At 60.7% G+C, this 21333-nt stretch carries 22 protein-coding genes and 1 riboswitch; of the genes, 13 read left to right on the forward strand and 9 right to left on the reverse strand.

Annotation, left to right across the window (positions count from 1 at the left end):
* Positions 1 to 2: 2 nt before the first annotated feature.
* The 5 genes from fis to ACTG2W_RS09585 all read left to right on the forward strand — a co-directional run bounded on the left by fis (position 3) and on the right by ACTG2W_RS09585 (position 3998).
* Positions 3 to 299, forward strand: a complete 297-nt coding sequence (gene fis / locus ACTG2W_RS09565; protein ID WP_005309538.1) for a DNA-binding transcriptional regulator Fis — start codon at positions 3 to 5, stop codon at positions 297 to 299.
* A 112-nt stretch (positions 300 to 411) separates the two neighbouring features.
* Positions 412 to 1293 carry a DMT family transporter gene (locus ACTG2W_RS09570; protein ID WP_106842208.1) on the forward strand — a complete coding sequence of 294 codons (882 nt, stop codon included), beginning with the start codon at positions 412 to 414 and terminating at the stop codon, positions 1291 to 1293.
* 259 nt (positions 1294 to 1552) lie between these two features.
* Positions 1553 to 2371, forward strand: coding sequence for a DUF3100 domain-containing protein (locus ACTG2W_RS09575; protein WP_005339140.1), 819 nt, complete (start codon positions 1553 to 1555; stop codon positions 2369 to 2371).
* Positions 2368 to 2817: a hypothetical protein gene (locus ACTG2W_RS09580; protein WP_033114935.1), complete on the forward strand. Its 450-nt coding sequence runs from the start codon at positions 2368 to 2370 to the stop codon at positions 2815 to 2817. The genes ACTG2W_RS09575 and ACTG2W_RS09580 overlap by 4 nt, the downstream gene beginning before the upstream one ends.
* Positions 2817 to 3998 carry a M20 metallopeptidase family protein gene (locus ACTG2W_RS09585; protein ID WP_005341171.1) on the forward strand — a complete coding sequence of 394 codons (1182 nt, stop codon included), beginning with the start codon at positions 2817 to 2819 and terminating at the stop codon, positions 3996 to 3998. Before ACTG2W_RS09580 ends, ACTG2W_RS09585 begins: the two co-directional genes overlap by 1 nt.
* Before the next feature lie 89 nt (positions 3999 to 4087).
* Here ACTG2W_RS09585 and ACTG2W_RS09590 read toward each other — a convergent pair whose 3' ends face one another.
* The 8 genes from ACTG2W_RS09590 to ACTG2W_RS09625 all read right to left on the reverse strand — a co-directional run bounded on the left by ACTG2W_RS09590 (position 4088) and on the right by ACTG2W_RS09625 (position 11154).
* Positions 4088 to 5047 carry a LysR substrate-binding domain-containing protein gene (locus ACTG2W_RS09590; RefSeq protein WP_106842207.1) on the reverse strand — a complete coding sequence of 320 codons (960 nt, stop codon included), beginning with the start codon at positions 5045 to 5047 and terminating at the stop codon, positions 4088 to 4090.
* 134 nt (positions 5048 to 5181) lie between these two features.
* On the reverse strand, positions 5182 to 5808 hold the full coding sequence (locus tag ACTG2W_RS09595; RefSeq protein WP_106842206.1) for a LysE family translocator: 627 nt from the start codon (positions 5806 to 5808) through the stop codon (positions 5182 to 5184).
* A 104-nt stretch (positions 5809 to 5912) separates the two neighbouring features.
* On the reverse strand, positions 5913 to 6407 hold the full coding sequence (gene ilvN, locus ACTG2W_RS09600) for an acetolactate synthase small subunit (RefSeq protein ID WP_005311605.1): 495 nt from the start codon (positions 6405 to 6407) through the stop codon (positions 5913 to 5915).
* Between the two features lie 91 nt (positions 6408 to 6498).
* Positions 6499 to 8217 (reverse strand): acetolactate synthase 3 large subunit, encoded by a 1719-nt coding sequence (locus ACTG2W_RS09605; RefSeq protein WP_005339146.1) that lies wholly within the window; start codon positions 8215 to 8217, stop codon positions 6499 to 6501.
* A 390-nt stretch (positions 8218 to 8607) separates the two neighbouring features.
* A complete protein-coding gene (locus tag ACTG2W_RS09610) occupies positions 8608 to 8760 on the reverse strand; it encodes a hypothetical protein (RefSeq protein WP_005339147.1) in 153 nt (50 codons plus the stop codon).
* 37 nt (positions 8761 to 8797) lie between these two features.
* Positions 8798 to 9907 (reverse strand): MJ1255/VC2487 family glycosyltransferase, encoded by a 1110-nt coding sequence (locus ACTG2W_RS09615; protein ID WP_005349173.1) that lies wholly within the window; start codon positions 9905 to 9907, stop codon positions 8798 to 8800.
* Entirely contained in the window at positions 9904 to 10407 is a 504-nt protein-coding gene (locus tag ACTG2W_RS09620) for a phosphatase PAP2 family protein (protein WP_005358196.1), read from the reverse strand. Before ACTG2W_RS09620 ends, ACTG2W_RS09615 begins: the two co-directional genes overlap by 4 nt.
* Before the next feature lie 126 nt (positions 10408 to 10533).
* Complete coding sequence (locus tag ACTG2W_RS09625; RefSeq protein ID WP_440016172.1) at positions 10534 to 11154, reverse strand: TetR/AcrR family transcriptional regulator; 621 nt, start codon at positions 11152 to 11154, stop codon at positions 10534 to 10536.
* Between the two features lie 408 nt (positions 11155 to 11562).
* On the opposite strand from ACTG2W_RS09625, the gene leuA reads away from it, so the two are divergent.
* The 5 genes from leuA to ACTG2W_RS09650 all read left to right on the forward strand — a co-directional run bounded on the left by leuA (position 11563) and on the right by ACTG2W_RS09650 (position 17433).
* A complete protein-coding gene (gene leuA / locus ACTG2W_RS09630; RefSeq protein WP_058057212.1) occupies positions 11563 to 13125 on the forward strand; it encodes a 2-isopropylmalate synthase in 1563 nt (520 codons plus the stop codon).
* Positions 13126 to 13257: 132 nt separating this feature from the next.
* The gene (leuB, locus tag ACTG2W_RS09635; protein WP_279486078.1) at positions 13258 to 14343 is read left to right on the forward strand and encodes a 3-isopropylmalate dehydrogenase; all 1086 of its coding nucleotides are present in this window, start codon (positions 13258 to 13260) and stop codon (positions 14341 to 14343) included.
* A 33-nt stretch (positions 14344 to 14376) separates the two neighbouring features.
* Positions 14377 to 15774 carry a 3-isopropylmalate dehydratase large subunit gene (gene leuC, locus ACTG2W_RS09640; RefSeq protein ID WP_167558462.1) on the forward strand — a complete coding sequence of 466 codons (1398 nt, stop codon included), beginning with the start codon at positions 14377 to 14379 and terminating at the stop codon, positions 15772 to 15774.
* 12 nt (positions 15775 to 15786) lie between these two features.
* The gene (gene leuD, locus ACTG2W_RS09645; protein ID WP_421268197.1) at positions 15787 to 16386 is read left to right on the forward strand and encodes a 3-isopropylmalate dehydratase small subunit; all 600 of its coding nucleotides are present in this window, start codon (positions 15787 to 15789) and stop codon (positions 16384 to 16386) included.
* Between the two features lie 117 nt (positions 16387 to 16503).
* Positions 16504 to 17433, forward strand: a complete 930-nt coding sequence (locus ACTG2W_RS09650) for a transglutaminase domain-containing protein (RefSeq protein WP_440016173.1) — start codon at positions 16504 to 16506, stop codon at positions 17431 to 17433.
* A 30-nt stretch (positions 17434 to 17463) separates the two neighbouring features.
* Here the strand turns inward: ACTG2W_RS09650 and ACTG2W_RS09655 are convergent, their stop codons facing one another.
* Positions 17464 to 17754: a PilZ domain-containing protein gene (locus ACTG2W_RS09655; protein ID WP_005339160.1), complete on the reverse strand. Its 291-nt coding sequence runs from the start codon at positions 17752 to 17754 to the stop codon at positions 17464 to 17466.
* Between the two features lie 89 nt (positions 17755 to 17843).
* A riboswitch (TPP riboswitch) is annotated at positions 17844 to 17934 on the forward strand.
* 60 nt (positions 17935 to 17994) lie between these two features.
* Between ACTG2W_RS09655 and thiB the strand changes: the two genes are divergently transcribed.
* Genes thiB through thiQ form a run of 3 tightly spaced genes read left to right on the forward strand, consistent with a single transcriptional unit; the run spans position 17995 to position 21273 of the window.
* Complete coding sequence (gene thiB, locus ACTG2W_RS09660; protein WP_268012583.1) at positions 17995 to 18975, forward strand: thiamine ABC transporter substrate binding subunit; 981 nt, start codon at positions 17995 to 17997, stop codon at positions 18973 to 18975.
* On the forward strand, positions 18972 to 20591 hold the full coding sequence (thiP, locus tag ACTG2W_RS09665) for a thiamine/thiamine pyrophosphate ABC transporter permease (protein ID WP_440016174.1): 1620 nt from the start codon (positions 18972 to 18974) through the stop codon (positions 20589 to 20591). Before thiB ends, thiP begins: the two co-directional genes overlap by 4 nt.
* Complete coding sequence (gene thiQ, locus ACTG2W_RS09670) at positions 20578 to 21273, forward strand: thiamine ABC transporter ATP-binding protein (RefSeq protein ID WP_440016175.1); 696 nt, start codon at positions 20578 to 20580, stop codon at positions 21271 to 21273. The genes thiP and thiQ overlap by 14 nt, the downstream gene beginning before the upstream one ends.
* The last annotated feature ends 60 nt before the right edge of the window (positions 21274 to 21333 follow it).

Genomic DNA, 21333 nt, shown 5'->3' on the forward strand with positions numbered 1-21333 from the left:
ATATGTTCGAACAAACCCTGACTTCTGATGCATTGGTAACAACTACTCACAATCACGCTGCCGAGCCGACCCAGCGCCCCCTGCGTGACTCTGTGCAACAGGCCCTGCGTAACTACCTGGCCCAGTTGAACGGTCAGGAAGTGATTGATCTGTACGATATGGTTCTCTCCGAAGTCGAAGCGCCGATGCTGGACGTGATCATGCAGTACACCCGTGGTAACCAGACTCGCGCTGCCGTGATGATGGGTATCAACCGTGGCACCCTGCGCAAGAAGCTCAAGCGTTACGGCATGAACTGATTGCTGGCCGCGAGCCGCAACGGCGGTTCAAGGCAGATGCGAAAGGCGCCAGGTAGCAATACCTGGCGCCTTTCCTTTATGCTCTTCCCTCCATTTCACCATGACGACCCCGATGAACCGCACTCCCCTGCTGCTGATGGTACTGGTCACCCTGCTGGCCGCCGCTGGCTGGCTCTTCTCGAAAGAGGCGATCCGCGAACTGCCCCCCGCCGCCTTTATCGGCAGCCGCTTTCTGCTGGCCGCCCTGCTTTTGCTCCCCCTGGCCTGGTTGCGCGAGCCACCGCCGAGCCGACCCCAGATGGTGCGCGCCGCCGGTTGCGGCACCCTCCTCGGCGCCAGCCTGCTGCTGTGGGTCACCGCCATCAGCCAGAGCGATGCGCTCGGCAGCGGCGCCTTTATCATGAGCGTCGCCACCCTGATGGCCCCGCTGGCCGCATGGGGAGCCTTTCGGGCCAAGCCAGGCCGCCACTACTGGCTCACCCTGCCCATCGCCATCGCCGGTTTGCTGCTGCTCTCCAGCAGTACCCACTGGGGCGTGTCGCTCTCGCTGTTCTGGTTTCTGGCGGCGGCCACCACCCTCGGTATCCAGCTTGCCGTCCATCGCCACTTCGCCCAATCCATTGCCCCCACCTGGCTCACCTGCATCCAGCTGGCGATGACCGGCCTGCTCGGCACCCTGCTCTCCCTGCTGACCGAACAGTGGCCCGAGGCTGGAGTCAGCCACGGCATCTGGGGCTGGTTTGCGGCGAGCGTCTTGATCGCCACCACCCTGCGCTACTGGCTGCTCACCCATGCGTTGAGCAAGATGACCACCGCCCATGCCGCCCTGATGATGCTGCTGGAACCGGTCTGGACTCTGCTGCTGAGCACCCTCTTCTACAGCGAACCCCTAGGCGGCGCCAAACTGGCCGGTGCCGGACTGGTACTCGGCGCCCTGGTGCTCTACCAGCTCCCCCTGTTGCTGCGCAGTGCACGGCTCAAAACGCCCGTCTGATCCGCGTCACCGCCCTGCGGGGCGGTGTCACCATTTCCCTCCTGTTTGCTTTATCTTGTCCTGCCAATGCTGACGTTCTGTTAACGGCCTTTAACCCTTGGTATCCAGAGGGTTAAAGGGCATACCACATGAAAAAATGCCATATGGCCAGCTTGATGAAGGTCACATTCCTGCCCCTCTTCTATCCCTATGATGCCCCCATCATCGGTCTGGACAACCCTGACGATGGCCTCACATGGGAATAACAAGAGAAAAGACTATGCAGCAAACCAGCCCCCTCAAGACGGTCACGGTCAGCATATTGGCAACCGCCATGCTGATCTTTGTGGCCCAGTACCTGATAGGCAAACAGGAGATCAAGATCGGCATCGCCATCATCCCGATCCTGCCGATGCTCTTTGCCGTCATCATCGGCATGATTGTCTCCGCCAAACCGGTCAAGGATCGCATTCCCGGCTGGAAGCAGCTCTTCACCGAAAAAGAAGAGGGCTTCTGCGGCAAGATGGTGGGCTTCAGCCTGCTGATCCTGGGCACCCAGTATGCGGGGATGATCATCCCCAACCTGAAGATGATCCTGAGCGTCGGCGTACCGCTGTTCCTGCAGGAGATTGGCAATCTGCTGCCGATCCTGATCGCCATTCCGCTGGCGGTGAAGTTCGGCTTTGGCCGCCGCGCCATCGGGGCCTGCTCCTCCATCAGCCGTGAGCCGTCCGTCGCGGTAATTCAGGGCAAGTTCGGCACCGGCTCTCAGGAGTACATCGGCGTGCTGGCCATCTACTTGTGCGGCTCCGTCATCGGCACCCTCTGGTTCAGCGTGCTGGGCAGCATCGCCCCGCTCACTGGCCTGCACCCGCTGGCGCTGGCTGCCGGTTCCGGCGTGGGCTCAGGCTCCATGCTGAGTGCCGCCTCCGGCGCCCTGATCAACGGTCTCGACGAAGCGCTGGCTCAGCAGGTGCTGAGTATCGCGGCAGCCTCGAACCTGCTCTCGTCTGCCCTCGGCGCCCTCTCCCTCACCTATCTGGGTCTGCCGCTCGCTGAAAAAATCTATGCCCTGACTGCCAAAGGAGAGAAAGCATGAAAAGCATCGTAATGGATATGCGGTTCGTCTTTCTGGCGATCCTGCTGGCCATGTTTACCCAGACCCTGACCACCGGCACCCCGCTCTGGCTGATGGGTGACAGCTTCATCGCCATGTCGCTGGTGGTGTTCGCTTCGCTGATTGCCAAGCGCTACCTGCCCTCCTCCCTGCCGGCGTTTGCCTATGCCACCATCATCGGCATTCTCATCTGCCTGCCGGAAACCCCGGTGCGCGGCCTCTTTATTGACGCCGTCGCCAAGATCTCCTTCCTCTCCTGCTGCGTACCGCTGCTGGCCTTCGCCGGTCTCTCGGTGGGCGGTCAGCTGGAAGAGCTGAAGAAGATGTCCTGGAAAGTGATCCTGATCTTCATGATCGTCTCTACCTGCTGCTTCTTCGGCGCCTCGCTGGTGGCCCAGCTCGGCTTCTCCATCCAAGGGATCATCTGATGAACAACATCCACATTGAACCGGCCCTGCTGGCCCTGCGCGACTTCAGTCAGGAAGTGCGCCACCATCTGCACACCATTCCGGAAGCCTCCGGCGTCGAGTTCAAGACCTCGGCCTACTGCCGCGAGCTGATGGCAGGCTTTGGCTACCGTCTCACCGACTACCCGGGCTTCACCGGTTTCCACGGCGATCTGGTGGTTGACCCGGTGCTGCCGACCATCGCCTTCCGTGCCGACATGGATGGCCTCGAGATGCACGACATGAGCGACGTTGCGTTCAAGTCAACCCACGAGGGAATGGCTCACAACTGTGGTCACGACTCCCATATGGCGATCGCCCTGACCGCGGCCAAGTTTCTGGCCGCCAACCGCGATCGCCTGCAGTACAACGTCCGCTTTATCTTCCAGATGGCGGAAGAGGATATGCGGGTGCCGGGCGCCGAGAAGATGGTCGAACTGGGCTGCATGAAGGGGGTGGACGAGGTCTATGCCCTCCATAACGACGGCGCCATGGAGACCGGCACCATCAAGTTCAACCACGGTGTCATGTCCTCCTGGGGCTCCGCCTGGACGCTGGATGTGCACGGTATCTCCGCCCACGGCTCGACCCCCCACAAGGGGCTGGATGCCATCCGCGAAGCGGTGCGGATCATCGAGGACATGGACTACATCGTCGCCAAGCGCACCAGTCCGTTCAGCCCGGCGGTATTTGGCTGCGGCATGATCAACGGCGGCACCATCCCCAACGCCATCGCCGACCATGTGCAGGCGCGCGGCACCATCCGTGCCATGGATGCCGAGACCGACCAGATCCTGAAGAACAGCTTCAAGGAGATCGTGGCCCAGAGCGAACTGCGCGGCTTCAAGACCAAGATGGTCTATGCCGGGTATCCGGCGGTCGAGAACCACGCCGATGCCTGCGCCCGTCTGCTGCAAGCGGCCGCCGACGTATTGCCCTCCGAGGGAATCAACGCCCAGGGTCAGCCGATGACCGGCAGCGAGGATTTCAGCTACATGGTCAACGCCTGCCGTGGCCGCAAGGGGGCCATGTTCTTCCTCGGCAGCGGCTGTCAGGCCAAGGGGATCTGCAACTACCTGCATGCCAACCCCTACTACCTCGATGACGATTGCCTGCTGGTCGGAGCCCAGATCTTTATCAATCTGGCGACCCGCAGCGCTTAATCCCGCATACCGATAAAACCAGAAGAGAGGCCAAGGCCTCTCTTTTTTGTCTCTGTATTTTTGCTCTGTGTACGACAAACAACCCACGGCTAGAGCCACGGCAACTCGACCATATTGGCGACGGGCGGCTGATTGATCAGATGAAGTTGCACCGTCTCCCGGCTGATATGGGGGGCGTAGAGGTGGATAAAGTCGTACATGTAGTCGCGCAGATGGGCATGCTTGCGCAGGCAGATATGGGTGGCGCTCGAGGCGATCAGGTGGTCGATGTTGAGGCTCACCAGATCCCCCCTATCCCCCTCGTCGAAGGCCACGCTGGCAATCACCCCGACCCCCATCCCGAGCCGGACGTAGTGCTTGATCACATCGGTATCGGTGGCGGTCAGCACGGTTTTCGGCGAGAGGCCGTGGCGGCTGAAAGCCTTGTCCATCTTGGAGCGGCCGGTAAAGCCGAATACATAGGTGATGAGGGGATAGCGAGCCAGATCGGCCATCGATAGCGGCTGACAGTCGATCAGCTGATGAGCGTGGGGCACCACCACGCTGCGCCCCCAACGATAACAGGGCACCGCAGCCAGCTCATCGAACAGATACATGGACTCGGTGGCGATCGCCATATCCACATCGCCGCTTTGCACCATCTGGGCCAGTTGGGCAGGCGCCCCCTGATGGAGCTGGATCGCCACGTCAGGGTAGCGACGACTGAACTCGGTGATCACCGCTGGCAGCTTGTAGCGGGCCTGGGTGTGGGTGGTGGCGATACGCAGCACCCCGCTGGTGGCCAGCTGCTCCCCGAGCGACAGCTGGTTGATCTGCTCCACCTGTGCCACCACCCCCTTGGCCAACTCCATCACCTGCTCGCCTGCGCTGGTCAAACCGACCAGATTCTTTCCCTTGCGGGTAAAGAGGGCGAGCCCGAGCTCATCTTCCAGCATCTTCATCTGCTTGCTGAGGGTGGGCTGGGAGGTGTAGAGCTTCTCCGCCGTCGCCGAGATGTTGAAGTTGTTCTTCACGATCTCGGTAAAGTTCTTGAGCCGGGCGATGTTCATCTGGGCAAGGGATCTCGCTGCTGCGGCCAGCAATGCTGGCGTTTATAAGAGAGCGCGGGAGAGACCCGCAGCTAACAGCCGACCATACCACAGCGCGCTGCACGATAATCTGCCTCAGGTCAGAAAGCCGCGAGCTAGTCGCTGGCGAGCTTGATCCCGAGCCCGACAAACAGGGTGCCGATGCCCCGGTTGAGCCAGCGACCAAGACGCTGTGACAACCGAACCCTGTGGCTGGCATAGACGGTGGTAAAGACCAGCAGGTGACACCAGATGATGCCGCCCAGATTGAAAATGCAACCGAGCAGGATAAAGGCGAGCGCCTTGTCGGGGGCATCCGGTGCGATGAACTGGGGCACGAAGGCGAGGAAAAAGAGCGCGACCTTGGGGTTGAGCACATTGGTCAACACACCCTGCCGGTAAATCTGGCCATAGGAGAGGGCGGGCAGGGTGGCCCCTCCCTCCATTGCACCCGTTGCCTGCTGGCGCAGCAGGGAGAACCCCAGATAGATGAGGTAGATGGCACCAGCCAGCTTGATAAGGGCAAACAACTCGGCCGAGGCGCTGAGCAAGGCCGACAGACCGAGGGCCGCCGCCAGCACATGCACCATGACACCTGTGCCGATACCCAACGTCGCGACCGAACCGGCACGCCACCCTTGCGAGCCGCTGCGCAGCATAACCAGCAGGGAGTCGGGTCCCGGTATGATGTTGAGCAGCAGCCCCGAGACCATAAACAGAGCAAGATCATGAATACCGAACATCACCCCTCCCATCATCAAGAAAAACCAAACAAAGAGGGCTCCGCAGAGCCCTCTTTTCTTTCACTCTGCGGCAGCTGACACATCATCAGCTGTTCCGCCAGCCATCAGGGCCGCAGCGCCTTGTCCGCCCGGGAGATGCCGCAGACACCGGAGCGCACCACTTCGATGATCTCGTTGGTCTGGGCGGCAGTCTTGATAAAGGCATCCAGCTTCTCGCTGGTACCCACCAGCTGTACCGTGTACTGCTCGGGAGTGACATCGACGATCTGGCCACGGAAGATATCCGCCAGCCGTTTCAGCTCGTCACGGGCGCCACCGGCGGCACGCGCCTTGACCAGCGCGATCTCCCGCTCGATATGCTCCCCTTCGCTCAGGTCGCACACCTTGAGCACATCCACCAGCTTGTGCAGCTGCTTCTGGATCTGCTCCAGCACCCGCTCGTCACCCATGGTGACTATGGTCATGCGCGACAGGGTGGGATCCTCGGTCGGCGCCACCGTCAAGGTCTCGATGTTGTAGCCGCGCTGGGAAAAGAGGCCCACCACGCGGCTCAGGGCGCCGGATTCGTTCTCCAGCAGAACGGAAATTATATGTCTCATGATATTTCCCCCGCCTTGCTCAGCCACATCTCGTCCTTGATGGAACCAAACATGAGCTCCTTGGGTACGACCGAAATAATATGTTCCATCGTCAGGTTCTCTCCGTCTTGCTCAGCCACATCTCGTCCATGGCGCCGAACTTTATCTGCATCGGATAGACGTGCTCATCCGGGTCTACCGAGATATCCATGAACACCAGCCGATCCTTCATGGCGAAGGCCTTCTCCATGGCGCTCTCCAGCTCGGCCGGATCGCTCACCGCGATACCGACGTGGCCGTAGGCTTCCGCCAGTTTGACGAAGTCTGGCAGCGACTCCATGTAGGAGTGGCTGTGACGACCGCCGTAGAACATCTTCTGCCACTGCTTGACCATGCCCAGCGCACGGTTGTTGATGGAGATGATCTTGATGGGCACCCCGTACTGCATGCAGGTAGAGAGCTCCTGAATGTTCATCTGCACCGAGCCGTCGCCGGTGACGCAGCAGACCACCGCATCCGGGTTGGCAAACTGGGCCCCCATGGCTGCCGGAATACCAAAGCCCATGGTGCCGAGGCCCCCTGAGTTGATCCACTGGCGCGGTTTGGCAAACGGGTAGTAGAGGGCAGCAAACATCTGGTGCTGGCCCACGTCGGAGGCAACGAACGCCTGACCCTGAGTCACCTTGTAGAGGGTCTCGATAACCTGTTGCGGCTTGATCTGGGTGGCCGACTTTTCGTAGGCCAGACAGTGACGGGAGCGCCACTGGTTGATCTGGCTCCACCAGTCCGCCAGCGCCTCCTTGTCGTTATCGAAGCCACACTCGCGGATCACTTCCAGCATCTGCTCCAGCACGGTTTCCACCGAGCCGACGATAGGCACATGGGCCTGCACCGTCTTGGAGATGGAGGTGGGGTCGATATCGATATGAACCACGGTCGCATTTGGGCAGAACTTGGCCACGTTGTTGGTGACGCGGTCATCGAAGCGGGCACCGACGGCGAAGATGAGATCCGCGTTGTGCATGGTCTTGTTGGCTTCGAAGGTGCCGTGCATCCCCAGCATGCCGATAAATTGCGGATGGACACCGGAGAAGGCCCCCAGCCCCATCAGGGTGGTGGTCACCGGCAGGTTCAGCAGCTCCGCCAGTTTGGTCACCAGATGATCCGCGTTGGCATTGATAGCGCCGCCGCCCACGTACATCACCGGGCGCTGGGCTTCTACCAGCAGCTTGGCTGCCCGCTTGATCTGCCCTTTATGGCCAGACTTGGTCGGGTTGTAGGAGCGCAGGGAGACCGTCTCGGGATACTGGTAGGGGAATTTTTCTTTCGGGTTCTGCACATCTTTGGGCAGATCCACCACCACCGGCCCCGGGCGGCCGCTGGCGGCAATGTAGTAGGCCTTCTTGATGGCCTCAGGGATATCGCTCGCCTTCTTGCACAGAAAGCTGTGCTTCACCACCGGGCGGGAGATACCGATCATGTCGGTCTCCTGGAACGCATCCTCACCGATCATGCTGGTCGGCACCTGGCCGGAGAGGATCACCAGCGGAATGGAATCCATATAGGCGGTGGCAATACCGGTAATGCAGTTGGTCGCTCCCGGGCCTGACGTTACCAGCACAGTCCCCACCTTGCCGGTGGAACGGGCGTAACCGTCAGCCATGTGAACCGCGGCTTGCTCGTGCCGCACCAAGACATGCTCCATCTTGCCGTTTTCGAAGAGAGCGTCATAGATGTCGAGCACTGAGCCACCAGGGTAGCCGAAGACGTGCTCAACTCCCTGATCTTCCAGCGCTCTAACCACCATCTGGGCGCCTGATAACATCTCCATGATAAAGCCCTCCAGGCTTTGCTCCGTTTAGCGAATCCCGCCGACGATGCAGTGCTTCCCGGCACGGCCCGATCCGTTTCTTGTTGTTATCTGAATGCAGATCGGTCCAATTCAGCCCCGTCGACAGTAGAAAAAAAGGATTTTTCCGTCATTCACCCGAAAATAGGGTGAAAAACCAACTTAACCCGCTTCATAACGCTTGTCCACGGCTTTATCTGACCAGAACAGTCATACATTTCAACCGGCTATTAACATTCAATGACTTGCCGTAGCGACCATGAGACAAAAGGGAAGGAAGTCGGGGAATGGCCAGCGGATCATTCCGCAGAGGGGAAAAACAGCCACAAAAAAGCCCACCGCTCAGCGATGGGCTTGATGCCGAATGATGACTCAGTTCTCCTGATCCGGCTCCGCCAACCAGATCTGCTGATCCGGATCGGTCTCTTCACTGACCGAGATGCTGACACCCATATCGAGCAACTCGTGCAGGGTGAGATTGTCAGCCAGGTTCATGACTTCGCCGTTTTCATTGGTAAAGCGCATTTGCTCCGTCCTCTCCTTGGTGGGATCGCCTTTCAGTCTAGTCAACAACGCTCACTTGCGATAACCAGCAACTGGATAAACAGTCGCCCCCATCCAGCTCGCTCAGGCGATCACTCACCTCCTCCGGAAACAGAGTACGCGCCCAGAGCCGCCGCGACAGAGAGGCCACGCTCTCGTCAGCGCCCGCCGCCAGCCAGCGGGCCAGCTCCCCCGCTACATCGGGGTAGCAAACCGCCCCCGGCGAGGCGCTGTCGAGCCAGGTACGCACCAGATTGGCATCGAGCACATCCATCAGAGTTGCCAGCCCCATCATCTCAAGCGTCTTGCCATTGGTCAGCTGCTCGAACTGGCCGCCGAGGGGCTTGACCAACAGCTTCTTGCCGAGGGTGAGCGCCTCGGAAGCCAGCTCGAAACCCGCGTTGGATATCACGCCGCGACAACCGGCCAGTACGGCGATAAACCCGTGCCGCGACGGCGGCTCGAAGCGCAGGTTGCGCCATTGGCTGGGGGTGCGAATGGCGGGGTGAAAGCAGACGAAGCGTTGCTGACCAAAGCGCGACAACAGGGCGGCGATCGCCTCGGTCTGCTCGAACGGCAGATAGACCAGGATCTCGCCGTTATCCGGCGCAGCGGCGATAGGGTCGATCACCGGCGGCAACAAGGGGTGACCGAAGTGAAACCAGTGCAGCCCGAGCGGCTGATCCACAGGAGCAAAGTGGCGCATCAGCTGGCGGCTGACCCCATCCTCCCCCCAACGCGGGATGGGCCAGTTGAAGCTGGCCTGATGACTGACGGTGAGGCTCGGCTTGCCATAGCGGCGGGCAGCGTGGGCGGTCAGCGGCTCAAAATCGCTCACCACCAGATCGTATTCGCTGCAATCGAGAGACCGCAGATCCCGCCAGAAGGTGAGTGGCGAGGCGGCTTGCAGGGTGCGCCACGGAGAAACTCGCCCCTCGTGACTGACAAAAGTGAGGCCGGGAAAGGCACGGTATGCGCCAAACTCCTCCATGTCGAAGTAGCGGTCGGCGGGGCGGCCGCTGAAGAGATAATCCACCTCGACCCCTGCTGTGCGCAGCGCCCGCGCCAGGGTGCGACTACGACTGATATGGCCGTTGCCGGTGCCTTGCACCCCAAACAGTATCCTCATGAGTGGCTCCAGCTGAGCGCCAGCACGGCGCAACCGCCACCCAGCAGGGCACCGGCTACCAGATCACTCAGGTAGTGCACCCCGAGCAGCAACCGGGATGCCCCCACCAGCGCCGCCCAGCCAAACAGCAGGGGCGCCCAGAGCGGAAAGCCGGTGGCCAGTATGGTAGCCATCAGAAAAGCGGCGGCGGTGTGGCCGGAGGGGAGGCTGTAACGATCGGAGGGGGTGATAAAGACCGGCAAGCCGACCGGCCGTTGCCGTTTCAGGCTGTTTTTCAGCAGCAGATAGAGGGGCAGTTCGATGGCAAATGCAAGCAGCGCCAGTCGCACCAGTTCCCGCTCTGCCTCCCCCTGCCACCAGAGCAGGGCGGCCAGCACGGCGTAAAGCGGGCCATCACCGGTGCGGGAAATGAGACGACTCACCCTCGCCTGCTGCCGGTTGTAGCCGTGAAGCAGGCAGACCCGGCACACCTGCAGGTCCCATTGCTGGATCTTGTTCATATCCCCTCCTTCCCTGAATTTTGCTTGCAGAGTAAGAAAGCGGGATGACGTTACGTTGAACAAGGGATAACAGATTTATGAAAAAAGGGCCGAATGGCCCTTTTTAATCTCGATGTTGCGGCAAAATCAGTGGCTGCCGCGCAGGCCGGTCTCCATCAGACGGCAATTGTGGTCCGCCAGACGGGCCATGAAGTGCTCATCCACTTTCAGGCCAAACACCTGCTCGTAGAGATCTTTCATCACGAATGGCTGCCACATCATGCTGAGGAAGGAGATCTTCAGCATGTCGGGATCCAGGTTGTCACCCAGCTCACCGTTGGACCTCATGGTTTCCAACAGGGCATCGAACTGCGGCAGCTGACGTTCCAGCAGGCGGTTCAGCACAAAATCCCGGCCCGGGCTCTTCTCGGTCGACAATGCGCTGGAGATGGCAGAGGTCAGCTCGCTGTTGGGCGCCATCACCTGATAGTAGGTGTTGAGCAGCTCGTTGAGGCTGTGATTGCTGTGTTCATCTTGCCAGGCATGGTCGAGGGGCTCGGCGACATCGCCCAACACCGCTTTGTAAAGACCCTCTTTACTGCCGAAGTAGTAGTGGATCATTGCCAGATTGGAGCCAGCAAGCTCCGCGATTTCGCGTGTAGTTACCTTGCTATAGGGAGTATTGAGAAAACGCTCACGGGCGGCAGCAAGCAACTTGTCACGAATGTCAGAACGTCCGACCGGACGACCAGGTCTACGTTTTTCCATTTAACACCTCAGATAATTCAGCCAATGCTGATAAGTCGATCTGGTTGTGCAGAGAATAGAGCACAGCAGGAATGACCAGATAATCGGTCATGGGCCGAATATGGGACAAGGAAATTTGCAATCCTTTACAATCCGATTAAATACGTCAGCAGATTGCCCCTGACCTTCCGTGTTGACACAGCATAAAAATCTCGATATTGGTAAAAGCGTTATCGACTGGAAGGAATAACAACGTCATGCGTATTGCCACCCCGCTACTACTAATCTCCCTAATCGCGTTAACTCGCGCGGGATCCTTGTAGCCGGGCTAAGGCATAGCCGGAATTTACAAAAACCCGTGCACCCTGCACGGGTTTTTTTATGCCGCCGCAGGATGCACGTTACCGAACTTAGGAAGAGGGAAGTCACATGTCAGATCGGGTCATCATATTCGACACCACCTTGCGTGATGGTGAGCAGGCCCTGGCGGCCAGTTTGACAGTCAAGGAGAAGCTGCAGATCGCCCAGGCACTGGAGCGGCTCGGTGTCGACGTCATGGAGGTGGGCTTCCCGGTCTCTTCTCCCGGCGATTTTCAATCGGTGCAGACCATCGCCCGCCACATCAAAAACAGCCGGGTCTGCGCCCTCGCCCGCGCCCTGCCCAAGGATATCGATGCCGCCGGCGAAGCCTTGCGGGTCGCCGAGGCGTTTCGCATCCACACCTTTATCTCCACCTCCTCCATTCATGTGGAGAGCAAGCTGAAAAAGAGCTTCGAGGATGTGCTGGAGATGGGAGTCGGCGCCATCAAGCACGCCCTGCGCTACACCGATGATGTGGAGTTCTCCTGCGAGGATGCGGGCCGCACGCCGATTGATAATCTCTGCCGCATGGTGGAGGCTGCCATCAAGGCAGGCGCCCGCACCATCAATATCCCGGATACCGTGGGCTATACGGTACCGACCGAGTTCTCCGGCATCATCCACACCCTGTTCAACCGGGTGCCCAACATCGACAAGGCCATCATCTCGGTCCACTGCCATGATGATCTGGGGCTCTCGGTGGCCAACTCCATCGGCGCGGTGCAGATGGGGGCCCGCCAGATCGAGTGCACCATCAACGGCATCGGCGAACGGGCGGGCAACTGCTCGCTGGAAGAGGTGGCGATGATCCTCAAAACCCGCGCCGACCTGCTCGGGGTGCAAACCAATATCCGCCACAGCGAAATTCATCGCACCAGCACGCTGGTCAGCCAGCTGTGCAACATGCCGGTGCAACCCAACAAGGCGATCGTCGGTGCCAACGCCTTTTCCCACAGCTCCGGCATCCATCAGGATGGGGTGCTCAAGGCGAAAAATACCTACGAAATCATCACTCCCGAGAGCATTGGCCTGACCCAGAACAACCTCAACATGACCTCCCGCTCCGGCCGTCACGTCATCAAGCACCGGATGGAGTCCATGGGCTACGCCGAGAGCAGCTACGACCTCGACCACCTCTACGGCAAGTTCCTGACCCTGGCCGACAAGAAGGGGCAGGTGTTCGACTACGACCTCGAAGCACTGGCCTTCTTCAGCCAGATCCACGAAGAGCCCGAGCACTTCAAACTGGAGTACCTCGGGGTGCAGAGCGGCAGCTCGGTACTGGCCACCGCCTCGGTCAAATTGAAGGTGGGACAGGATCTGATCTGCGAAGCGGCCACCGGCAATGGCCCGGTGGATGCGGTCTACCAGTGCATCAACCGCATCACCGGCTATGAGATCCGCATCGACAAATATGCCCTCAAGAGCAAGGGCGAAGGGGAAGATGCCCTCGGTCAGGTCGATATCGTCGCCGAGTACAAAGGGCGCAAATTCCACGGCATGGGACTGGCCACCGACATCATCGAATCCTCGGCCCACGCCCTGCTGCATGTGATCAACAGCATCTGGCGCGCCGATCAGGTGGCCGAGCAGATGGAACGCAATAACAGCATCAAATCAGAAACCGTCTGAGCAGGACTCACTGCCACACAGACGGCATGGAATGACAACATCAGGACGGGGAACGTCTGAACCGGCAACCGCGCGCAGCGTCGGGGAAACCGGACAGAGGGATCTCAAAGACAATATCAGGATGGAGAGTGTATGAGCAGTTATCGGATCGCAGTATTGCCGGGTGACGGCATTGGCCCGGAAGTGATGGCCGAAGCCGTCAAGGTGCTGGAGAAGGTGCAGGCCAGGTTCGGCCTCGCCTTCGAGTATGATCACCATGACGTGGGCGGCATCGCCATCGACAACCACGGTACCCCGCTGCCGCAAAGCACGATCAAAGGCTGCGAAGCGGCCGATGCCGTGCTGTTTGGCTCGGTGGGCGGCCCGAAATGGGAACATCTGCCCCCCAACGATCAGCCGGAACGTGGCGCCCTGCTGCCCCTGCGCGCCCACTTCAAGCTGTTCTGCAACCTGCGTCCGGCCCGCATCTACACTGGTCTGGAGCAGTTCTCGCCGCTGCGCGCCGATATCTCCGATCGCGGTTTTGACATCGCCTGCGTGCGCGAGCTGACCGGTGGCATCTACTTCGGCCAACCCAAGGGGCGCGAGGGAGAAGGGGCGAAAGAGAAGGCGTTCGACACCGAGGTGTATCACCGCTTCGAGATTGAGCGCATCGCCAAGATTGCCTTTGAGTCGGCGCGTGTGCGCCGTGGCAAGGTCACCTCCATCGACAAGGCCAACGTGCTCGCCTCCTCCATCCTGTGGCGTGAGGTGGTGACGCAAGTTGCCAAGTCCTATCCGGACGTGGCGCTGAACCATATGTATATCGACAACGCCACCATGCAGCTCATCAAGGATCCATCCCAGTTCGATGTGCTGCTCTGCTCCAACCTGTTCGGTGACATCCTCTCCGACGAGTGCGCCATGATCACCGGCTCCATGGGGCTGCTCCCCTCCGCCAGCCTCAACGAATCGGGTTTCGGCCTGTTCGAACCGGCCGGTGGTTCGGCTCCGGATATCGCCGGCAAAGGGATTGCCAATCCCATCGCCCAGATCCTCTCCGCCGCCCTGATGCTGCGCTACAGCCTGGGCCAGGAAGCCGCAGCTCAAGCCATCGAGCAGGCCGTGGCCCAGACCCTGGCCGAGGGTTACTTCACCGCCGACCTGCATCAGGCCAGCGCCCGCCATCCGGTGCAGAGTACGTCCGAGATGGGTAGCCAGATCGCCGCCCGGATCTGAGCCACATAACAGAGAACAAGGAAGAGAGAAGCAATGGCCAAGACCCTCTATCAGAAAGTATTCGACGCCCACGTGGTACGGGAAGTGGAAGGGGAGACCCCCCTCATCTACATCGACCGCCATCTGGTGCATGAAGTGACCAGCCCGCAGGCATTCGACGGCCTGCGCGCCATGAATCGCCAGCTGCGCCGCCCGGACCTGACTTGGGCCACCATGGATCACAACGTCTCCACCACTACCAAGGACATCGCCGCCTCCGGCGAGATGGCTCGCATCCAGATGGAGACGTTGGCCGACAACTGCAAAGAGTTCGGGGTTCGCCTCTACGATCTCAATCACAAATATCAGGGGATCGTCCATGTGATGGGCCCCGAGCTCGGCATCACCCTGCCCGGCACCACCATCGTCTGCGGCGACTCCCACACCGCCACTCACGGCGCCTTTGGCTCGCTGGCCTTCGGCATCGGCACTTCCGAAGTGGAACATGTGATGGCCACCCAGACCCTGAAACAGGGCCGCGCCAAAACCATGCGCATTTCAGTCAACGGCAAGCTGGCCGAGGGGATCAGCGCCAAGGACGTGGTGCTGGCCATTATCGGCAAGGTCGGCCATGCCGGTGGTACCGGCTACGTGGTGGAGTTTGCTGGCGAGGCCATTGCGAGCCTCTCTATGGAAGGGCGGATGACGGTGTGCAACATGGCCATCGAGCTGGGCGCCAAGGCGGGGATGATTGCCCCCGACCAGACCACCATAGACTACATCCGTGGCAAGGAGTTTGCCCCCAAGGGCGAGGTACTGGAGCAGGCCATCGCCTACTGGCAGAGCCTCAAGAGCGATGAAGGCGCCCACTTCGATGCCGAAGTGGTGCTGGACGCCGCCGATATCGCCCCGCAGGTCACCTGGGGGACCAATCCGGGTCAGGTGATTGCCGTCAACGAGCCTATTCCGGCGCCAGAATCCTTCAGCGATCTGATGGAACAGCAATCCGCCCGAAAGGCGCTCGCCTACATGGATTTGCAACCGGGTCAGAAGCTCTCCGACGTTGCCATCGACAAGGTGTTTATCGGGTCGTGCACCAACAGCCGCATCGAGGATCTGCGTGCGGCCGCCGCCATCGCTCGCGGTCGCAAGGTAGCCGCTGGCGTGCAGGCGCTGGTGGTGCCGGGCTCCGAGCAGGTGAAGGCGCAGGCCGAAGCCGAGGGGCTGGACAAGATCTTCATCGAGGCCGGTTTTGAGTGGCGCCTGCCGGGCTGCTCCATGTGTCTGGCGATGAACAACGACCGGCTGCAACCGGGGGAGCGCTGCGCCTCCACCAGCAACCGCAACTTCGAAGGGCGTCAGGGCCGCGCAGGCCGCACCCATCTGGTGAGCCCGGCCATGGCCGCCGCTGCCGCCGTCACCGGCCGCTTCGCCGACATTCGCGCACTGTAAGAGGACATTTCGATGACAGGATTCAAACAGCATAAAGGGATCGTCGTCCCCCTCGACAGTGCCAACGTCGACACCGACGCCATCATTCCCAAACAGTTTTTGCAAAAAGTAAACCGCATCGGTTTCGGCAAGCACCTGTTCCATGACTGGCGCTTTCTGGACGATGCAGGCCTGCAGCCCAACCCCGAGTTCGTGCTCAACCAACCGCAATTCGCCGGTGCCAGCATCCTGTTGGCCCGCGAGAACTTCGGCTGCGGCTCGAGCCGCGAGCACGCCCCCTGGGCGCTGGCGGACTACGGCTTCAAGACCATCATAGCCCCGAGCTTTGCCGACATTTTCTACGGCAACGCCATCAACAATGGCATGGTGCCGGTGCGCCTGAAGGAGGAGGAGGTCGATGCCCTGTTCCAGCTGGTAGCCGCCCAGCCGGGCATCGAGATCGAAGTGGATCTGGAAGCCAATCAGGTACGTGCAGGTAGCCTCTGCTTCGGTTTCGAGATCGATGAATTCCGCCGTTACTGTCTGCTCAACGGCTTGGATGCCATCGGTCTGACCCTGCAGCACGAGGCAGCTATCAGCGCCTTTGAGGCGAAGCAGCCCAGCTGGATTTAACGCGCCAGTTGCAAAAAAACGAGTAGAATCAACAGGGAGCTTCGGCTCCCTGTTTTACTGTCCGCGACGCTTCCCACTTTGGGCCACCGGAACTGGCCCGTGCCACAGGAAAGGATGATGAAGAGACCGACGGCAATTCCTCTGCTCTGTGCCCTGCTGCTTGCCCTGCCTGCGGGGGCCAATCAAACCAGCTTCAACAACAGCCTCGGCCAGATCAGCGTCGGCTGGCATGATAGCGAAGGTAAACCCCAACAGCTCACCTACCGGCTCGAACAGGGCAAGTTGCCGCCCCTTATCGCCTATCGCCCGGCGAGAATGCAGGAGGAGGTGTTGCAGGTGTTGCTGCGGGAGGTGCGCCAGAACTACCCCGAGGTGCAGTTCACCCTCGCCCGTCCCTCGCTGGAGCTGCATCTGAAAAGCCGCAATCAGGACAAGGCGCGCGAGGCGATGGCCTTTCTGCAGTCCAAGCGGAGCAAAGAGGAGCAGGCGTGGCTGACCAAACACTACTTCCAGTACTTCAACACCCCGGACGGGCAGCTGGCGGTGAAGCAGGACCATGTGCGCATCGCGCTGGAGAGTCGCAGCGGGCTGGCTCCACTGGCGGATCAACTCAAGCAGCAAGGCAGTACCGAAACGGAAGCTCGCCAGAAGACCGTGGCCCATATGCTCACCTTTATCCAGAGCATCCCCTATCAGCAGCTCGATAGCCTGAATGGAAGACAGGGCAAGGGCTTTCTATCTCCCCGTCAGGTGCTGGAGCAGAATCGGGGGGATTGCGACAGCAAGGTAACCCTGATGGCCGCTATGCTGGCCCAGCTCTTTCCCGAGCTGAAACAGGCCATGGTGTTCGTCCCCGGCCATGCCCTGCTGGCCGTTGACCTGCCCGCCAAGCCGGGGGATGTGACCCTCAACTGGCAGGGGCAGAACTACCTGCTGCTCGAACCTACCGGTCCCGCCACCTTGCCTGCAGGCCAAATAGCATCGACCAGCAAAACGCTGGTCGATAGCAAGCAGTTGAGTGTGCAGCCGGTTCAGGAAAAAGGCTAATTCCCTCCCTCTGCCGATGGGGAGAGAGGATTAACCCTGAGGCAGAAACTCTACCGCCAGCAACAACCCGCTCTCCTCCTCCAGCACCCGGATAATACGGGCATGGGCTTCAAATGGGGGCAACAGGTTGTTGTTGGTGGCAAGACTGATCCGGATGGGCTGATTGATGTCGAGCTGGTGTTCAGAGACCGCAATCCCCATGCCGTTGGCACTGAGATCCCGGCAGATCCCCTCCAGCACCAGCTGCTGCTGATAGACGGTGACCGGAGCATTGATGACCATGCGCGCAAAGGCACGCCTTTCCTTGGTATTGGTAAGCACGCGAACATCCTCTGTTGGGTGGGCGTCATCTCATGGGTATTGCACAATTGTGCTGGTCTACCCAAAAGAACGTTAATACAATGCGGTTCGTTTCTCAAACGGGGTGCGGTTTACCGCTGAGATTATACCCGTGTACCTGATCCAGATAATGCTGGCGGAGGAATTTGAGGCATGGCGCTCATTTTTTGCGCCCTCACCCGCTGGCACCTCGTTATTAACAAGTAATAGGGAGTGCCACCCATGAAGACCCTGCTGCTGGTCACCACCGGCCTGCTGTCGGCCAATGTGTTCGCCGCCGACACCCTCACCGTCTACACCTACAGCTCCTTCACTGCCGAGTGGGGGCCGGGGCCCAAGATCAAACAGGCCTTCGAGAAAGCGTGCGACTGCACCCTCAATCTGGTTCCCCTCGAAGATGGGGTCGCCATCCTCAACCGGCTGCGGCTGGAGGGCAACCACAGCAAGGCCGATCTGGTGCTGGGGCTTGACGATGCCCTCATCAGCGAAGCCAAGCAGAGCGGTCTGTTCGCCCCCCATCCCGCCAAGCTCGACAGCATCAAGGTGCCGGGTGGCTGGCAGGATGACACCTTCGTACCCTACGACTACGGCTACTTCGCCTTCGTCTATGACAAAGACAAACTTAAGCAGCCGCCCAAGAGCCTGAAAGAGCTGGTGGAGCGTCCCGACCTCAAGGTGATCTATCAGGATCCCCGCACCTCCACCCCGGGGCAGGGGCTGATGCTGTGGATGAAGTCTGTCTACGGCGACAAGGCGCCTGCCGCCTGGGCCGAGCTTGCCAAAAAGACGGTCACCGTCACCAAGGGGTGGTCAGAGGCTTATGGCATGTTCCTCGATGGCGAAGCGGACATGGTGCTCTCCTACACAACCTCTCCGGCCTATCACCTGATTGCCGAGAACAAGCCCCAGTATCAGGCTGCCGCCTTCGAGGAGGGTCACTACCGTCAGGTAGAAGTGGCCGCCAAGCTGAAGAGCGCCAAACAGGAGAAGCTGGCTGACCAGTTCCTGCAATTTATGGTGAGCCCCGCCTTCCAGAACGAGATCCCGACCGGCAACTGGATGTATCCCGTTATCGACACGCCGCTGCCCAAGGGCTTCGAGCAGATGATCACCGTAGCCAAGCCGCTCGCCTTCAGCAGCGATGAGGTGGCCGCCAATCGCAAAGGGTGGATCCGCGAGTGGCTGCAAGCCGTCACCCAGTGAGCCGTTATCTGAAACCACAGGCTCGTCCCCTCTGGTGGCTGCCGGGCAGTGCAGCAACCCTGTTGATCCTGCTGTTATCCCTCGGGCCGCTCGCGGCCCTGCTGTGGCAGGCCGGTTCGCTGGCACCCCGCACCCTGTTCGCAGATCCTTATCTGCGTCATGTGCTGGGCTTCAGTCTGGGGCAGGCACTGCTCTCCACCCTGCTCAGTCTCGGGCTCGCCATTCCGGTGGCCCGCGCGCTGGCGCGGCGCCGTTTCATTGGCCGAACCCTACTGATCAAGTTGTTTGGTCTCTCGCTGGTACTGCCGGTCATCATCGCCATCTTCGGTATTGTGGCGGTACATGGCAAACAGGGGTGGCTACCGCAACTGTTGCGCTCACTGGGGCTGGATCCCGGCAATTATCTCTACGGTCTGTTTGGTATCCTGCTGGCCCACGTCTTCTTCAATATGCCACTGGCGGCCCGTCTGATGCTGCAGAGCATAGAGAGCATCCCCGAATCGAGCTGGCGCCTTGCCAGCCAGCTTGGCATGCGCTCATCCCACATCTTCCGGCTGCTGGAGTGGCCGCTTATTCGCGGCATATTGCCGGGGCTGGCCAGCCTCATCTTCATGCTCTGCTTCACCAGCTTCACCACAGTGCTGGCGCTGGGGGGCGGGCCGAAATCGACCACGCTGGAGGTGGCCGTCTATCAGGCGCTGCGCTTTGACTTCGATCTCGCCACCGCGGGCGGATTGGCGCTGGTGCAGCTCATCCTGACCGCCGCCCTGCTCGCCCTGCAGCACAAGCTGCAGAGTACCCCGGCCAGCAGGGTGACACCCCGTCGCCCCTGCCTGCGGCCGGATCGCCATCAGCCGGGCGCGGCCGTGGTGGATCTGCTCTCGCTCTGTATCGGGCTGGCCATCTTTCTGCCACCGCTGCTGGCTATCGTGGTGGCCGGCCTCCACCCCGGCCTGCTGACGGCGCTCACCTCCAGCAAGCTATGGCAGGCGAGCGGCCAGTCGCTGCTGATTGCGCTGGCGGCGGGCACCATGGCGACCCTGCTCGGCAGTGGCCTGCTGCTCACCAGCCGTCACCTCAAGGTGCGCACCCGCCAGCGGCGGGCTGCCGCCCTGTGGGAGGCAAGCGGCTCGATGATTCTGATGATCCCGGCGGTGGTGCTCTCTACCGGTCTCTTCATCCTGTTTATGCCCTTTGCCGATGTATTCGCACTCGGCCCCTGGCTGGTGGTGCTGGTCAACGCCCTGATGGCGCTACCCTACGTGCTGCGCACCCTCTCCGCCCCCATGCAGCTGGTGGTGCGTCAGTATGACCGGCTGGCGGATAGCCTGGGGGTACGTGGCCTGCATCGCCTGCGGCTGGTGGAGTGGCCACTGCTGCGCCGCCCGCTGGCACTGGCGATGGCGCTGTCGATGATCCTCTCGCTGGGGGATCTCGGCGCCATCGCCATGTTTGGCAGTCAAGAGCTCACCACCCTGCCCTGGCTGCTCTACCAGCAGCTTGGCAGCTATCGATTGACCGAGGCAGCCGCCACCGCTCTGCTGTTGCTGACACTCTGTTTCTCCCTGTTCTGGCTGGTGGAGCGGGGTCTTGGAGGAAAACATGCTGAACATTGATACGCTGGTGACCAGCTACCCCGACTGGCGCGTCAGCTTCAGCGCGACCCTGCCCAAGGGGGAGATCACCGCGCTGATTGGCCCAAGCGGCGCGGGCAAGTCGACCCTGCTCGGGATGATCGCCGGCTTCGTGCCGGTGGAGTCGGGCCGCCTCAGCTTCGATGGCGAAGATCTGCTGCCGTTGGGCCCCGCCGAGCGACCGGTCACCACCCTGTTTCAGGATCACAACCTGTTCCTCCACCTGTCGGTGTTCGACAATATCGCCATCGGCTTGCACCCGGGCCTGCGCCTGAATGCAGCCCAGCGGGCACAGGTGATCGATGCAGCCGGGCGGGTTGGCCTTGGTGAGATGTTAGACCGCCAGCCTGAACAGCTCTCCGGCGGCCAGCAGCAGCGAGTCGGGCTGGCTCGCGCGCTGGTGCGCGGCAAACCGCTGCTGCTGCTGGATGAGCCCTTCTCTGCCCTCGATCCCGCCCTGCGCCGGGAGATGCTGGCGGAAGTGGCGAGGCTAGCCTGCGAACAGGGCATTACCGTACTGATGGTGTCCCACAATCCGGAAGATGCCCAGCTGATTGCCGATCAGGTGCTGTTTGTCGACGAGGGCCGCATCGCCCTGCAAGGCAAGCCGGATATTCTGCAAAACAGCAACCACCCGGGGCTGCTGCGCTACCTTGGCCAATAGCCCTTGGGAATAAAGACTGCGCCATGATCAAAAAGGGAGGCCGATTGGCCTCCCTTTGCA

The organism is Aeromonas sp. 96A (genome assembly GCF_051919165.1).
Lineage (GTDB): Bacteria > Pseudomonadota > Gammaproteobacteria > Enterobacterales > Aeromonadaceae > Aeromonas > Aeromonas veronii.